General features: G+C 54.0%; 16 protein-coding genes. 10 read left to right on the top strand and 6 right to left on the bottom strand.

The features are described 5' to 3' along the window. Positions 1–36: 36 nt before the first annotated feature. The 9 genes from rpmH to ACJ9N4_RS17130 all read left to right on the top strand — a co-directional run bounded on the left by rpmH (position 37) and on the right by ACJ9N4_RS17130 (position 7,569). Positions 37–177 carry a 50S ribosomal protein L34 gene (gene rpmH, locus ACJ9N4_RS17170; protein ID WP_000831330.1) on the top strand — a complete coding sequence of 47 codons (141 nt, stop codon included), beginning with the start codon at positions 37–39 and terminating at the stop codon, positions 175–177. A 16-nt stretch (positions 178–193) separates the two neighbouring features. Next, positions 194–553: a ribonuclease P protein component gene (gene rnpA, locus ACJ9N4_RS17165; protein ID WP_182273188.1), complete on the top strand. Its 360-nt coding sequence runs from the start codon at positions 194–196 to the stop codon at positions 551–553. Next, positions 517–774, top strand: a complete 258-nt coding sequence (gene yidD / locus ACJ9N4_RS17160) for a membrane protein insertion efficiency factor YidD (protein WP_182273189.1) — start codon at positions 517–519, stop codon at positions 772–774. Before rnpA ends, yidD begins: the two co-directional genes overlap by 37 nt. A gap of 2 nt (positions 775–776) precedes the next feature. Then, positions 777–2,420, top strand: coding sequence for a membrane protein insertase YidC (gene yidC / locus ACJ9N4_RS17155; RefSeq protein ID WP_411500663.1), 1,644 nt, complete (start codon positions 777–779; stop codon positions 2,418–2,420). 74 nt (positions 2,421–2,494) lie between these two features. After that, positions 2,495–3,859 (top strand): tRNA uridine-5-carboxymethylaminomethyl(34) synthesis GTPase MnmE, encoded by a 1,365-nt coding sequence (gene mnmE, locus ACJ9N4_RS17150; protein ID WP_182273191.1) that lies wholly within the window; start codon positions 2,495–2,497, stop codon positions 3,857–3,859. 111 nt (positions 3,860–3,970) lie between these two features. Beyond that, positions 3,971–5,146 (top strand): MFS transporter, encoded by a 1,176-nt coding sequence (locus ACJ9N4_RS17145; protein WP_196390643.1) that lies wholly within the window; start codon positions 3,971–3,973, stop codon positions 5,144–5,146. Continuing rightward, positions 5,115–6,077, top strand: a complete 963-nt coding sequence (gene yidZ / locus ACJ9N4_RS17140) for an HTH-type transcriptional regulator YidZ (protein ID WP_182273193.1) — start codon at positions 5,115–5,117, stop codon at positions 6,075–6,077. Before ACJ9N4_RS17145 ends, yidZ begins: the two co-directional genes overlap by 32 nt. Positions 6,078–6,219: 142 nt before the next feature. Beyond that, positions 6,220–6,966, top strand: a complete 747-nt coding sequence (locus ACJ9N4_RS17135; RefSeq protein WP_182273194.1) for a 4'-phosphopantetheinyl transferase family protein — start codon at positions 6,220–6,222, stop codon at positions 6,964–6,966. Between the two features lie 36 nt (positions 6,967–7,002). Beyond that, entirely contained in the window at positions 7,003–7,569 is a 567-nt protein-coding gene (locus ACJ9N4_RS17130; RefSeq protein ID WP_182273195.1) for an NADPH-dependent FMN reductase, read from the top strand. Between the two features lie 91 nt (positions 7,570–7,660). Here ACJ9N4_RS17130 and adeP read toward each other — a convergent pair whose 3' ends face one another. Then, the gene (gene adeP, locus ACJ9N4_RS17125) at positions 7,661–8,998 is read right to left on the bottom strand and encodes an adenine permease AdeP (protein ID WP_182274600.1); all 1,338 of its coding nucleotides are present in this window, start codon (positions 8,996–8,998) and stop codon (positions 7,661–7,663) included. A gap of 166 nt (positions 8,999–9,164) precedes the next feature. Between adeP and yieH the strand changes: the two genes are divergently transcribed. After that, entirely contained in the window at positions 9,165–9,830 is a 666-nt protein-coding gene (gene yieH / locus ACJ9N4_RS17120) for a 6-phosphogluconate phosphatase (protein WP_182273196.1), read from the top strand. Positions 9,831–9,917: 87 nt separating this feature from the next. Here the strand turns inward: yieH and phoU are convergent, their stop codons facing one another. The 5 genes from phoU to pstS form a co-directional block, all read right to left on the bottom strand. Next, positions 9,918–10,643: a phosphate signaling complex protein PhoU gene (gene phoU, locus ACJ9N4_RS17115; protein WP_182273197.1), complete on the bottom strand. Its 726-nt coding sequence runs from the start codon at positions 10,641–10,643 to the stop codon at positions 9,918–9,920. Between the two features lie 14 nt (positions 10,644–10,657). Further along, positions 10,658–11,431 (bottom strand): phosphate ABC transporter ATP-binding protein PstB, encoded by a 774-nt coding sequence (gene pstB, locus ACJ9N4_RS17110; RefSeq protein WP_182273198.1) that lies wholly within the window; start codon positions 11,429–11,431, stop codon positions 10,658–10,660. A gap of 47 nt (positions 11,432–11,478) precedes the next feature. Further along, complete coding sequence (gene pstA, locus ACJ9N4_RS17105; RefSeq protein ID WP_182273199.1) at positions 11,479–12,369, bottom strand: phosphate ABC transporter permease PstA; 891 nt, start codon at positions 12,367–12,369, stop codon at positions 11,479–11,481. Next, entirely contained in the window at positions 12,369–13,328 is a 960-nt protein-coding gene (gene pstC / locus ACJ9N4_RS17100; protein ID WP_182273200.1) for a phosphate ABC transporter permease PstC, read from the bottom strand. Before pstC ends, pstA begins: the two co-directional genes overlap by 1 nt. 128 nt (positions 13,329–13,456) lie before the next feature. Beyond that, entirely contained in the window at positions 13,457–14,497 is a 1,041-nt protein-coding gene (pstS, locus tag ACJ9N4_RS17095; protein ID WP_182273201.1) for a phosphate ABC transporter substrate-binding protein PstS, read from the bottom strand. Between the last annotated feature and the right edge of the window lie 320 nt (positions 14,498–14,817).

Raw genomic sequence — 14,817 nt, 5'->3', positions numbered from 1 at the left:
GTCAGTGAATTTATTCAAGTTTAGGTAGAAATCGCCATGAAACGCACTTTTCAACCGTCTGTACTGAAGCGCAACCGTTCTCACGGCTTCCGTGCTCGTATGGCTACTAAAAATGGTCGTCAGGTTCTGGCACGTCGTCGTGCTAAAGGCCGCGCTCGTCTGACCGTTTCCAAGTAATAAAGCTAACCCCTGAGTGGTTAAGCTAGCATTTCCCAGGGAGTTACGTTTGTTAACTCCCACTCATTTCACTTTCGTCTTCCAGCAGCCACAACGGGCTGGCACGCCGCAAATCACCATCCTCGGCCGCCTGAATTCGCTGGGGCATCCCCGCATCGGTCTTACTGTCGCCAAGAAAAACGTTAAGCGTGCGCATGAACGCAACCGGATTAAACGTCTGACGCGTGAAAGCTTCCGTTTACGTCAGCACGAACTGCCTTCTATGGATTTCGTGGTGGTGGCTAAAAAGGGGGTTGCCGACCTCGATAACCGTGCTCTCACGGAAGCGTTGGAGAAATTATGGCTCCGTCACTGTCGCCTGGCTCGCGGGTCCTGATAGCCCTCATTCGGGTCTATCAACGCCTGATTAGTCCGCTACTCGGGCCGCACTGCCGTTTCACCCCAACATGCTCAAGCTACGGAATTGAGGCATTGCGCAGGTTTGGAGTGATAAAAGGCAGTTGGTTGACAGTGAAACGCGTATTAAAATGCCACCCTTTACACCCAGGTGGAGACGACCCCGTCCCCCCAGGACCCTTTGATACCAGAGAACACTAACGATGGATTCGCAACGCAATCTTCTTATCATCGCTTTGTTGTTCGTGTCTTTCATGATCTGGCAGGCATGGGAGCAGGATAAAAATCCTCAACCCCAGCAGCAGACCACGCAGACCACGACCACCGCAGCGGGTAGCGCCGCCGACCAGGGCGTACCGGCCAGTGGCCAGGGGAAACAGATTACGGTTAAGACCGATGTGCTTGAGCTGACTATCAACACCCGTGGTGGTGATGTTGAGCAGGCGCTGCTGTTGACCTACCCGAAAGAGCTGAAGTCTACCGAACCGTTCCAGTTACTGGAAACCACGCCTGAGTTTATCTACCAGGCTCAGAGCGGCCTGACCGGTCGTGATGGCCCGGATAACCCGGCTAACGGTGCGCGTCCGCTGTATAACGTCGAGAAAGACGCGTTCGTGCTGGCTGATGGTCAGAACGAAATCGCTATCCCGCTGACCTACACCGATGCGGCAGGCAACACCTTCACCAAAACCTTCACCCTGAAACGCGGTGAGTATGCGGTGAGCGTGGGCTACAACGTACAGAACACCGGTGCAAAACCGCTGGAACTGTCGACCTTTGGCCAGCTGAAGCAATCCATCAATCTGCCGACTCACCGTGACACCGGAAGCAGCAACTTTGCGCTGCATACCTTCCGTGGCGCGGCGTACTCCACGCCTGACGCGAAGTACGAGAAATACAAATTCGACACCATTGCCGATAACGAAAACCTGAACGTCAGCGCTAAAGACGGTTGGGTGGCAATGCTGCAACAGTATTTCGCCACAGCGTGGGTGCCAAACAACGACGGTACCAACAACTTCTACACCGCGAATCTCGGTAACGGTATTGCAGCCATCGGCTACAAATCGCAGCCGGTTCTGGTTCAGCCGGGTCAAACCGGTAAGCTGACCAGCACCCTGTGGGTTGGCCCGGAAATCCAGGACAAAATGGCTGCCGTTGCGCCGCATCTGGATCTGACCGTGGATTACGGCTGGTTGTGGTTCATCTCTCAGCCGCTGTTTAAGCTGCTGAAGTTCATCCACAGCTTCCTGGGCAACTGGGGCTTCTCCATCATCGTTATCACCTTCATCGTTCGTGGCATCATGTACCCGCTGACTAAAGCGCAGTACACCTCCATGGCGAAGATGCGTATGCTGCAGCCGAAGATTGCGGCAATGCGTGAGCGTCTGGGCGATGACAAACAGCGTCAGAGCCAGGAAATGATGGCCCTGTATAAAGCAGAGAAAGTGAACCCACTGGGTGGTTGCTTCCCTCTGATTATCCAGATGCCAATCTTCCTTGCGCTGTACTACATGCTGATGGGTTCCGTTGAGCTGCGCCACGCGCCGTTCGCACTGTGGATCCATGACCTGTCTGCACAGGACCCGTACTACATCCTGCCGATCCTGATGGGCGTGACGATGTTCTTCATCCAGAAGATGTCTCCGACTACCGTGACCGACCCGATGCAGCAGAAGATCATGACCTTTATGCCGGTCATCTTCACCGTGTTCTTCCTGTGGTTCCCGTCAGGTCTGGTGCTGTACTATATCGTCAGCAACCTGGTGACCATCATCCAGCAGCAGCTGATTTACCGTGGTCTGGAAAAACGTGGCCTGCATAGCCGCGAAAAGAAAAAATCCTGATCAGGTAAGTTAACGCTAAAATAAGGGCGGTCGATTGACCGCCTTTTTTTATTGCAACACTGTAGAGACAAACCATGAGCCATAACGACACTATCGTCGCCCAGGCAACCCCACCGGGACGCGGTGGTGTTGGCATTCTGCGTATCTCCGGCCTGAAGGCGCGCGAGGTGGCTGAAGCGGTGCTGGGTAAACTGCCAAAGCCGCGTTACGCTGATTATCTGCCATTTAAAGATACCGACGGCACCTCGCTGGATCAGGGCATTGCGCTGTGGTTCCCTGGCCCGAACTCCTTTACCGGCGAAGATGTGCTGGAGCTGCAGGGTCACGGCGGCCCGGTGATCCTCGACCTGCTGTTAAAACGCATTCTGACCCTGCCTGGGCTGCGCATTGCGAAGCCGGGTGAGTTCTCCGAGCGTGCTTTCCTGAACGACAAACTCGACCTGGCACAGGCCGAGGCAATTGCCGACCTGATCGACGCCAGCTCTGAACAAGCGGCCCGCTCCGCGCTGAACTCGCTGCAGGGGGCATTTTCTGCCCGCGTGAATCATCTTGTGGAAGCACTTACTCACCTGCGGATCTACGTCGAAGCGGCCATCGACTTCCCGGATGAGGAGATCGACTTCCTCTCTGACGGCAAAATTGAAGCCCAGCTCAACAGCGTGATGGCCGATCTCGATGCGGTCCGTGCCGAAGCGCGTCAGGGCAGCCTGCTGCGTGAAGGGATGAAGGTGGTGATTGCCGGTCGTCCTAACGCCGGAAAATCGAGCCTCCTGAACGCGCTGGCAGGCCGTGAAGCGGCGATCGTCACTGACATTGCCGGCACCACCCGTGACGTACTGCGCGAGCATATTCACATCGACGGGATGCCGCTGCACATTATTGATACTGCGGGCCTGCGCGATGCCAGCGATGAAGTAGAGCGCATTGGTATCGAGCGCGCCTGGCAGGAAATTGAGCAGGCCGACCGCGTGTTGTTTATGGTGGATGGCACAACCACCAGCGCGGTTGACCCGGCGGACATCTGGCCAGACTTTATCGCCCGTCTGCCAGCCAAACTGCCAATCACCGTGGTGCGTAACAAAGCCGACGTCACTGGCGAAACGCTGGGCATCAGCGATGTGAATGGTCACTCACTGATCCGCCTGTCGGCACGTACTGGCGAAGGTGTGGATGACCTGCGTAACCACCTCAAGCAGAGCATGGGCTTTGACACCAGCATGGAAGGCGGCTTCCTGGCGCGTCGTCGTCATCTGCAGGCGCTGGAAGAGGCAGCAAACCACCTTGTTCAGGGTAAAGCACAGTTGATTGGCGCATGGGCGGGTGAACTGCTGGCGGAAGAGCTGCGCCTGGCGCAGCAAAATCTGAGTGAGATCACCGGGGAGTTTACGTCGGATGATTTGCTGGGAAGGATCTTCTCGAGCTTCTGTATTGGTAAGTAATTTCCGCTAACACATGGTGATTTCCTCTCAGGAAATCACCATTGTCCAAATGGCAACTCGCATCTTCCCCTTTATCCCCCTATTCTGCTTGCCTGTCTCTATGGGGGGTTTATGGCTCGTTTTCTGTTTTGTAGTTTTGCACTGGTTCTGCTTTATCCATCAGGCATTGATATGTATCTGGTGGGGTTACCACATATCGCCCGCGACCTCGGTGCCAGCGAAGCGCAGCTGCATATTGCGTTTTCGGCCTACCTCGCAGGTATGGCGTCGTCGATGGTGTTTGCCGGAAAAATTGCGGACAAGGCAGGTCGTCAACCTGTTGCCATCACAGGCGCGGTGATTTTTGCGCTGGCTTCCGTACTCTGCTCACTGGCACAGGACAGCACGTTGTTCCTGGCGGGGCGCTTTGTCCAGGGAATTGGCGCTGGCGGTTGTTACGTTGTGGCCTTCGCGATTTTGCGCGACACCTTAAGCGCTCAGCGCCGCGCCAAAGTGCTCTCCATGCTAAACGGCATCACCTGTATTATCCCGGTACTGGCACCTGTCGTGGGATATCTCATCATGCTGAAATTCCCGTGGCAGAGCCTTTTCTGGACAATGTCGGCAATGGGGGCACTGGTCTTTATTTTGTCGATCGCGGTGCTGAAAGAAACGCACCCTGGCGCGCAAAATACGGGACATACCGCAACGATTCACCCGGCGGAGAAACTCCTCAACCGCTTTTTCATTAGCCGGTTGTTGGTCACCACGCTAAGCGTGGCGGTGATCCTGACCTATGTAAACGTTTCCCCGGTGTTACTGATGGAAACGATGGGTTTTGATCGCGGGGAATATTCAACAGTGATGGCGTTAACCGCAATGGTCAGTATGGCCGTGTCATTCTCCACGCCGTTTGCACTGAATGTCTTCAGCCAGCGCACGCTGATGCTGACCTCACAGGCGTTGTTCCTGGCTGCAGGTGTGATTCTGGCGACCACCAGCTCGCACGCGATTATGCTTGCGGGTATCACCCTGATTTGCGCCGGATTCTCCGTCGGTTTTGGTGTCGCGATGAGCCAGGCACTGGGTCCATTTTCGCTGCGAGCAGGCGTGGCAAGCTCAGTGCTGGGTATCGCACAGGTCTGTGGTTCATCACTGTGGATTTGGCTGGCGGCGGTTATCGGCCTTAATGCGCTGAATATGCTGATCGGGATACTGATTGGCTGTAGCATGCTCTGCATCACCTTGCTTATCGTCATCCAGCCTGTGGCGCATTATGAAGAAACCCATCAGCAGTCTCGATCTTAACTTATTGCTATGCCTGCAGCTTTTGCTGCAGGAGCGCAGCGTCACCAAAGCAGCGAAACGGATGAACGTCACACCGTCTGCGGTGAGTAAATCACTGGCGAAGCTGCGCGACTGGTTTGAAGACCCGCTGTTTGTGAAAACGCCGCTGGGGTTGTTACCGACACCGCTGACGGTGAGCCTGGAGCAGGATCTGGCCGACTGGATGCAGATTGGTAATCAGATCCTCGACAAATTCCACCATGACTCCCCCGGCGGCCTGAAGTTTGTGCTGGCAGCGGAAACCCCGCTGATGCTGATCCGCTTCAATGCCTTGCTGGAGCAGGTAAATCAGCGCTATCCGCAGGCCACGGTGAAGATGCGCAACTGGGATTACGACTCGCTGGATGCCATTACCCGCGGGGAAGTGGATCTTGGCTTCACAGGCCGCGAAACGCACCCGCGATCTCGCGAGCTGCTGAAGCTGTTACCGTGGTTTATCGACTACGAGATCCTGTTTAGTGACCGTCCGTGTGTTTATCTGCGCGAAGATCACCCTGCACTGCAGGAAGAGTGGAACCTGGAGACGTTCCTGCGCTACCCGCATATCAGCATCTTCTGGGAACGCAGCGACACCTGGGCGCTTGATGAGGTGCTGAAAGAGATGGGGCGAGAACGCAATATCGCCATGAGCTTACCCGGCTTTGAGCAGTCGATGTTTATGGCAGCGCAACCCGGCCACAACTACATTGCCACCGCGCCGCACTACTGCCACCACTATAATCAGCTCCACCAGCGCAAGCTGATCACCCTTCCCATACCTATCGATGAAACGCAGGCTGAAAAGCTTACCGTGCCCTTCACGCTGATCTGGCATAAACGGAACAGCCATAATCCAAAAATCCTCTGGCTGCGGGAAACAATCAAAGCGCTGTATGGTGCGCCACTGCGCTAGCGATCCAATTTTTGCCTAAGAAAATGTAAAGTTCGGTCCTCAGGCTTCTCTTACTCCCATTTACTGATTAAAACAGAAGCTAAGTTAAGCGATAATGATGTAATCGTTTAACCTGACTACAACCATTATCAAGGAGCGAAAAATGGCTACGCACTTTGCAAGAGGGATACTGACAGAAGGGCATCTCGTATCAGCCAGAATTTCTTCAGCGTGCCACAGCGAGGCACGCACACTTCCTGAGCACCGCCGGACGCGTTTTTTAGCTTCCCGGGCACTTCTCGCTGAACTGCTGTTTATGCTGTACGGCACCAGTGAACTGCCAGACATCATCACCCAACCGGAAGGTCGTCCGGTCTTTGCCGACCCGGAGCTGCCCCGTTTTTCCATTGCTTACACGGGCAACATTATTGGTATAGCGCTCACCACCGAGGGTGACTGCGGGCTGGATATGGAACTTCAGCGCGCCACCCGAGGCTTTCACAGCGCGAACCCGCACGACGATTACCCACTTTCCAGCAATGAGCAGCTGTGGGTACGTAACCAAAACGATCCCATCGAGGCCAGGGCTCAGCTCATCACCTTGCGCCAGAGCATTCGTAAGCTCTGCGGCTGCGCATCAGACGATGCCAGCCTGGTGCAGTTACTTCCCGGCTCCGGACGCCTGCGAGCCACCAAAACCGCACTGGTAGAAGCGCTCAGCGACGCAGAGGATGTCTTAATCTGGTCTATTGCCGTCACCCCTGCTATTGAGCGGCTGAAAATTTGGGAATTTGACAGCACGCGCGGATGGCGTAGCCTTCCGGATGTGCCCGAACGCGCCAACGAGCCCGCTGCACGCCTGATGAGATTAACCAGTTTACCGGCAGAAAAAGCATTTACCCTTAGCTGATCCATTCAGGGTCATCATGATGAAACAGGAGTAATCATGTCTGATACGTTGAAAGTTGTTACGTTACTGGGAAGCCTGCGCAAAGGTTCATTTAACGGGATGGTTGCCCGCACGTTGCCACAGCTGGCACCAGCAGGAATGGAGATTAACGCCCTGCCGTCCATTGGCGATATTCCGCTTTATGATGCGGATGTACAGCAGGAAGAAGGCTTCCCGCAGAGCGTGGAAGCCCTGGCAGCGCAAATTCGTCAGGCTGATGGCGTGGTTATTGTGACGCCGGAGTATAACTACTCGGTTCCAGGCGGTCTGAAGAATGCCATCGACTGGCTATCACGTTTGCCGGAGCAGCCGCTCTCGGGTAAACCGGTGTTGATCCAGACCAGTTCAATGGGTGCCATTGGCGGTGCTCGCTGTCAGTATCACCTGCGCCAGATCCTGGTATTCCTGGATGCAATGGTAATGAACAAGCCGGAATTTATGGGTGGAGTGATTCAAAACAAGGTCGACCCGCAGACGGGTGATGTGGTGGATCAGAGCACGCGTGACCATCTTTCTGGCCAACTGACCGCGTTTGGGGATTATATTAAGCGGGTGAAGGCGTAAAAGAGGTGCGGGCTGATGCCCTCACCTCAGCCCTCTCCCACGGGAGAGGGTGCAAACACTAAAGCCCTTTTCGAAGAAAAGGGCTTGCTGTTTATTTCGCGTCGATGAACACAATCTTCAGCACAAACAGCAGCGCCACAATGATCACGCATGGGCTGAGGTCGCGGAAACGACCGGTACCGATCTTCATCACGCAATAAGAGATGAAGCCCAGCGCGATACCTTCAGTGATAGAGAAGCTGAACGGCATCATCACCGCGGTAATAAAGGCAGGAACCGCTTCGGTCAAGTCTTCCCACTTCACGCGAGCCAGGCTTGAGGTCATCAGTACGCCCACGTAAATCAGCGCACCGGCTGCCGCATACGGTGGAACCATCCCGGCCAGCGGGGAAAGGAAAATCACCAGCAGGAACAGAATACCGACCACAACCGCCGTCAGACCGGTACGACCGCCAACAGACACACCAGAAGAGGATTCAATATACGCGGTAACGGAAGAGGTACCGATAAAGGAACCAACAACGGAGGAGATACTGTCGACAAACAGCGCCTGCTTCATGCGCGGGAATTTGCCTTTTTCATCGGCCAGACCCGCTTTGTCAGTCACGCCAATCAGCGTACCGGAGGAGTCAAACAGGTTCACCAGCATGAAGGAGAAAATCACGCCCGCCAGACCCAGGTTCAAAGAACCGGCCAGGTCAACGTGACCAATAACCGTAGAAACACTCGGCGGAGCGGAGACGATACCGTTGTAGTGAACGTCGCCCAGCATCCAGCCCAGCAGCGTGGTGATCACGATGGAAACCAGTACCGCCGCATGAATGTTACGGGAGGCCAGAATCGCGATGATAAAGAAGCCCAGCACACCCAGCAGCACGTTATGGGATGTCAGGTGACCAATGCTGACCAGCGTATCCGGGTTAGCCACGATAACACCCGCATTTTTCAGCCCCATCATACCGATGAACAGGCCGATACCGCTGGTAATACCTACACGCAGGCTCACCGGAATATTGGCAATCATCCAGTAACGCACGCGGAAAATGGTCAGCAGCAGCAGACCCATAGCACCCCAGAAGATAGCCCCCATCCCCACTTGCCACGGCAGACCCATAGCCTGAACGACCACGAACGCGAAGAACGCATTCAGACCCATCGCCGGAGCCAGAGCAACAGGCAGGTTGGCAAATACCCCCATCAGAATGCTGCCCAGCGCAGCGATCAGACAGGTGGTCACGAAGACGGCGCTGGTATCCATGCCAGCAACGCCCAGAATTTGTGGGTTAACAAAAACGATATAGACCATCGTCAGGAAGGTGGTGAAACCGGCGATCACTTCGGTGCGTGCCGTTGTGCCATGCTCGCGCAGTTTAAACACGCGCTCAAGCAGCCCCTGACCAGATGTCTGGGTAGTGTGTTGTTGACTCATCATCAATTTCCGAACAAGGAGGGAAAATTCGTCGCTATCCTATACCAAAATGCGACAATAAGGGCAGTTGCGGGATACTTTTTTTCATTGGTTTTGCTTATACGGCAACGATTGCGTCTCGTAAAACTGCAGTACGTAAACGTTAAACTTGTTAAAAGGGAAAGGCATGTCCGGAATTGAAGCGGTATTTTTCGACTGCGACGGTACGCTGGTCGACAGTGAAGTCATTTGTTCCCGCGCGTATGTCACCATGTTCCAGGAATTTGGCATCACGCTCGAGCTCAAAGAGGTGTTCAGGCGCTTTAAGGGCGTGAAGCTCTACGAGATCATCGACATCATTAACGAAGAACACGATGTGGATTTGGTGAAAGCGGATCTGGAGCCGGTATACCGTGCCGAAGTCGCACGTCTGTTCGACGCTGAACTTGACGTCATTACTGGTGCAAACAGGTTACTGGATGCGATGACGGTGCCAATCTGCGTGGTCTCTAATGGCCCGGTCAGCAAAATGCAGCACTCGCTGGGTAAACTGGATATGTTGCACCACTTCCCGGAAAAACTGTTCAGTGGTTACGATATTCAGCGCTGGAAGCCAGACCCGGCACTGATGTTCCATGCGGCGAAGGCGATGAGCGTCAACGTAGAAAACTGTATTCTGGTGGACGACTCTATGGCGGGTGCGCAGTCGGGGATTGATGCGGGAATGGAGGTGTTTTACTTCTGTGCCGATCCGCACAACAAACCGATCGATCATCCAAAAGTGACGACGTTTACCGATCTGGCACAGCTGCCAGAACTGTGGAAGGCACGCGGGTGGAATATCACACGCTGAAAAAACAAAGCCGGATGGTGCTAACACCCATCCGGCCTGCATGGCATACGTAGGGCGGGTAAGCGTTAGCGCCACCCGCCACAAACCTCACGCCTTCTGATCTTTATCTGCCAGCAGCTTATCCAGCTCGTCGCCGCCCACATGACGGAAGTCCTGACCTTTCACGAAGTAGAAGATGTATTCGCAAATGTTCTGGCAGCGGTCGCCGATACGCTCAATTGAGCGCGCACAGAACAGGGCGGTCAGTACGCTTGGGATCGTACGTGAATCTTCCATCATGTAGGTCATCAGCTGACGCACGATGCCTTCATACTCCTGGTCAACTTTCTTGTCTTCACGGTAAATACGCACCGCTTCGTCCAGATCCATACGCGCAAAGGCATCCAGCACGTCGTGCAGCATCTGCACGGTGTGGCGACCCAGCGACTCCAGGCTAACCAACAGCGGCTGGTGCTGCTGCGAGAATTTCTCCAGTGCGGTACGGCAGATTTTATCCGCAACGTCACCAATGCGTTCCAGCTCGGCGATAGTTTTGATGATCGCCATCACCAGACGCAGGTCGCTCGCCGTTGGCTGGCGCTTGGCAATAATGCGCACGCAAGCCTCGTCGATGGCCACTTCCATCATGTTGACGTTTTTGTCGCCTTCGATAACGCGCTTCGCCAGCTCGCTATCCTGATTGTGCATCGCGGTGATCGCATCAGAAAGCTGCTGCTCCACCATGCCGCCCATGGTCATCACCTGAGTGCGGATGCTTTCCAGCTCGGCGTTAAACTGGCCGGAAATGTGTTTGTTAAGATTGAGATTGTCCATAGCGCACTCCTGAATCAACCGTAGCGACCGGTGATGTAGTCTTCTGTTTGCTTTTTCGCGGGCTTGGTGAACAGATCGTCCGTGTTACTGAACTCAATCAACTCGCCCAGGTACATAAACGCCGTGTGGTCTGAACAACGTGCCGCCTGCTGCATGTTGTGGGTCACAATCACCACGGTGTAATCCTGCTTCAGCTCGGTGATCAGCTCTTCGATACGCCCGGTTGAGATCGGATCCAGTGCTGAACACGGCTCATCAAGCAGCAACACTTCCGGGCGAATAGCGATACCACGCGCAATGCACAGACGCTGTTGCTGACCACCGGAGAGAGAGTAACCGCTCTGGTGTAACTTATCTTTGGTTTCGTTCCATAATGCGGCCTTGGTCAAAGCCCACTGCACGCGCTCGTCCATATCGGTACGAGACAGCTTTTCAAACAGACGCACACCAAACGCGATGTTGTCATAAATCGACATCGGGAACGGCGTGGGTTTCTGGAACACCATACCCACTTTCGCACGCAGCAGGGCGATATCCTGGGTATTGGTCAGAATGTTGTCACCGTCCAGGATGATTTCGCCTTCGGCACGCTGCTCCGGATAGAGCGAATACATCTTGTTAAAGGTACGCAGCAGGGTGGATTTACCACAGCCAGACGGACCGATGAATGCCGTGACCTGGTTCTTCGCGATATCCAGGTTGATATTCTTCAGGGCATGGAATTTGCCGTAGTAGAAGTTCAAATCACGAACCTGAATCTTACCCGGGGCAGTATCAACCATACTCATTGACTCATTTCCTCATTCGACGCCGCGAGGTGCCGCGCCGTAAAAAATTAACCGTGTTTCTTCTTCGCGAAAATGACGCGCGCCAGAATATTCAGCAACAGTACACAAAGGGTAATGATCAGCACCCCGGCCCAGGCCAGTTGCTGCCACTCCGCGAATGGGCTCATCGCAAATTTAAAGATTGTCACCGGCAGGTTGGCGATTGGCTGCATCATATCCGTGCTCCAGAACTGGTTGGAGAGCGACGTGAACAGCAGAGGTGCCGTTTCACCCGCGATACGCGCAACTGCCAGCAGAACACCGGTCATGATCCCGGAGATTGACGCTTTCAGCGTAATGGCGGAGATCATTTTCCATTTCGGTGTTCCCAGTGCGTAAGCCGCTTCACGCAGACTGTCTGGCACCAGCTTCAGCATGTTCTCGGTGGTGCGGATGACAATCGGTACCTGTAACAGCGCCAGTGCAATCACACCAGCCCAACCGGAGAAGTGCTCCATCTGTGCCACAACGATGGTGTAGACGAACAGACCGACCACGATAGACGGGGCAGAAAGCAGAATGTCGTTGATGAAGCGAATAACTTCCGCCAGCCAGGATTTACGGCCATATTCTGCCAGGTAGATACCCGCCATGATGCCCAGTGGGGTACCGAAGATCGTTGCCCACAGGATCAACAGGCCGCTACCCGCCAGGGCGTTCGCCAGACCACCACCTGCAGTATTTGGCGGCGGGGTCATTTCGGTAAACATTGCCAGCGACATGCCATCAATACCGCGAACAACGGTAGAGAAGAGGATCCAGACCAGCCAGAACAGACCGAATGCCATCGTCGCCATAGAGAGCGTCAGTGCAATACGGTTCTTGATGCGGCGCTTGGCCTGCATCTTGCGGCGGGATTCCGCCAGTTCAGCGGTGCTTTGCATTTCGAGAGTCGCCATTAGCGTGCCCCCTCATTTTTAGCCAGGCGCATAATCATCAGCTTGGAAATCGCCAGGACAATGAAGGTGATAACAAACAGGATCAGGCCCAGTTCCATCAGCGCAGCAACGTGCAGCCCGGATTCCGCTTCGGCAAATTCGTTCGCCAGTGCAGACGTAATACTGTTACCTGGCATGTAGAGCGAGGCGCTGTCGAGCTGGTAGGTGTTACCGATAATAAAGGTGACTGCCATCGTTTCACCCAGAGCACGACCCAGACCCAGCATCACGCCGCCTATCACCCCATTTTTGGTGAACGGCAGGACGATGCGCCAGATAACTTCCCAGGTGGTGCAGCCGATACCGTAGGCCGACTCTTTCATCATCACCGGGGTTTGTTCGAAGACATCGCGCATAACAGCCGCAATGTACGGAATAATCATGATGGCCAGGATCACACCTGCAGCCAGAATACCGATGCCGAATGCCGGGCCTGAGAACAGCGCGCCCACAAACGGAATTGCAGAGAGGATATTACCTACCGGCTCCTGGAAGTACGTTGCGAACAGCGGAGCAAAGATAAACAGCCCCCACATGCCGTAAACGATACTGGGAATAGCAGCCAACAGTTCAATGGCGATACCCAGTGGACGTCGCAACCAGCCAGGTGCCAGCTCTGTCAGGAACAGGGCAATACCGAAGCTCACCGGAACGGCAATCAGCAGGGCAATGAATGAGGTCACCAGCGTGCCGTAAATGGGGACCAGCGCACCGTAGATATCGTTCGGCGCATCCCACTCTTTACTCCACAGGAAGGAGAAACCGAATTTCTGGATGCTCGGCCAGGAGGAGAAAATCAGAGACACGATAATGCCGCCCAGCAGCAATAGCACAATCAGCGCAGCCAGTCTGACCAGCGCGCTGAAAATCATGTCACCTTTTTTACCCGGAGGGTTAAATGCAGGCTTGGTTGCAGCCATAAATCACTCTTCTGTTAAAAACGTCTTACGAATATGCCCGGTGGCGCTAACGCTAACCGGGCCTACAGCTTGAACCGTAGGGCGGGTTAGCGTTAGCGCCACCCGCCATCTTCGTCAAAAATATCCTGTTAGTACAGCGCTTTACCGCTACTGTCTTTCACGTTGGTTTTCCATGCAGCACGAATCTGCTCAACCACGCTGTCCGGCAGGCTAGCGTAATCCAGGTCGTTAGCCTGTTTATTGCCGTTTTTGTATGCCCAGTCGAAGAATTTCAGCACTTCAGTACCCTGCTCAGGTTTCTTCTGCTCTTTGTGAACCAGAATGAACGTGGTAGAGGTGATTGGCCATGCACCTTCGCCTTTCTGGTTAGTCAGATCCTGTGCGAAGGATTTGCTCCAGTCAGCGCCTTTGGCGGCGTTAGCAAAGTTCTCTTCAGTTGGACTCACTGGCTTACCATCTGCAGACAGCAGTTTGGTGTAAGACAGGTTGTTCTGTTTCGCGTACGCATACTCTACGTAACCGATAGAACCAGGCAGACGTTGTACGAACGCGGCGATACCGTCGTTACCTTTACCGCCCAGACCGGTTGGCCAGTTAACGGTAGAGCCAGAACCGACTTTAGATTTCCACTCTTCGTTCACTTTTGCCAGATAGCTGGTGAACACGAAAGAGGTACCAGAACCATCCGCACGGCGAACCACAGCGATGTTCTGAGAAGGCAGTTTCAGGCCTGGGTTGAGTTTAGCAATTGCTTCGTCATCCCATTTTTTGATTTTACCCAGGTAGATGTCACCCAGGGTTTTACCGTCCAGCACCAGCTCACCAGATTTCACACCTGGCAGGTTGACCGCCAGAACCACACCACCGATAACGGTTGGGAACTGGAACAGGCCTTCCTGAGCCAGTTTTTCATCAGTCAGTGGAGCATCTGATGCACCGAAATCAACGGTGTTAGCGGTAATTTGTTTCACGCCACCGGAGGAGCCGATACCCTGGTAGTTAACCTTGTTACCGGTTTCTTTCTGGTAGGTATCCGCCCATTTGGCATACACCGGCGCAGGGAAGGTTGCACCAGCGCCAGTCAGGCTTGCTTCTGCGAATACAGAGAAAGCACTCAGAGATAAGGTCGCGGCGACAACAGTTGCGACAGTGGTACGCATAACTTTCATAATGTCTCCTGCAAGATTTTCGTAAATCGTTGTTTAGTGGCTACGATGAGCAAAATAGGACAAACAGGTGACAGATAAATGTACGAATTATGACAGTTTTATGACAACGAAAGTTTCACTTAAAAAGCAACGAAACATTCTTTATTTATCATTGTGTTAACCACCAAGATGACAGTGTGTTTTCAGAAATATTTTCTTTATGTGACACTGAAAAAAATAGCTGAAGATGACAGATTGTCATAAATAAAAACACGAAAGCGTTGATTAAAAACAAACCAGGAGGGGTAAAAAAGCTCCACCCGAAGGTGGAGCCTGAAGGG

The sequence above is a fragment of the Enterobacter sp. LM3 genome (genome assembly GCF_046622475.1).
GTDB lineage: Bacteria > Pseudomonadota > Gammaproteobacteria > Enterobacterales > Enterobacteriaceae > Enterobacter > Enterobacter cloacae_P.
This window is presented reverse-complemented; position numbering and strand designations above follow the sequence as displayed.

Coding starts and splice junctions, on each gene's coding strand:
- rpmH (WP_000831330.1), top strand. CDS start 37: ATGAAACGCACTTTTCAACCGTCTGTACTGAAGCGCAACCGTTCTCAC.
- yidD (WP_182273189.1), top strand. CDS start 517: ATGGCTCCGTCACTGTCGCCTGGCTCGCGGGTCCTGATAGCCCTCATT.
- yidC (WP_411500663.1), top strand. CDS start 777: ATGGATTCGCAACGCAATCTTCTTATCATCGCTTTGTTGTTCGTGTCT.
- mnmE (WP_182273191.1), top strand. CDS start 2,495: ATGAGCCATAACGACACTATCGTCGCCCAGGCAACCCCACCGGGACGC.
- ACJ9N4_RS17145 (WP_196390643.1), top strand. CDS start 3,971: ATGGCTCGTTTTCTGTTTTGTAGTTTTGCACTGGTTCTGCTTTATCCA.
- yidZ (WP_182273193.1), top strand. CDS start 5,115: ATGAAGAAACCCATCAGCAGTCTCGATCTTAACTTATTGCTATGCCTG.
- ACJ9N4_RS17135 (WP_182273194.1), top strand. CDS start 6,220: ATGGCTACGCACTTTGCAAGAGGGATACTGACAGAAGGGCATCTCGTA.
- ACJ9N4_RS17130 (WP_182273195.1), top strand. CDS start 7,003: ATGTCTGATACGTTGAAAGTTGTTACGTTACTGGGAAGCCTGCGCAAA.
- adeP (WP_182274600.1), bottom strand. CDS start 8,998: ATGAGTCAACAACACACTACCCAGACATCTGGTCAGGGGCTGCTTGAG.
- yieH (WP_182273196.1), top strand. CDS start 9,165: ATGTCCGGAATTGAAGCGGTATTTTTCGACTGCGACGGTACGCTGGTC.
- phoU (WP_182273197.1), bottom strand. CDS start 10,643: ATGGACAATCTCAATCTTAACAAACACATTTCCGGCCAGTTTAACGCC.
- pstB (WP_182273198.1), bottom strand. CDS start 11,431: ATGAGTATGGTTGATACTGCCCCGGGTAAGATTCAGGTTCGTGATTTG.
- pstA (WP_182273199.1), bottom strand. CDS start 12,369: ATGGCGACTCTCGAAATGCAAAGCACCGCTGAACTGGCGGAATCCCGC.
- pstC (WP_182273200.1), bottom strand. CDS start 13,328: ATGGCTGCAACCAAGCCTGCATTTAACCCTCCGGGTAAAAAAGGTGAC.
- pstS (WP_182273201.1), bottom strand. CDS start 14,497: ATGAAAGTTATGCGTACCACTGTCGCAACTGTTGTCGCCGCGACCTTA.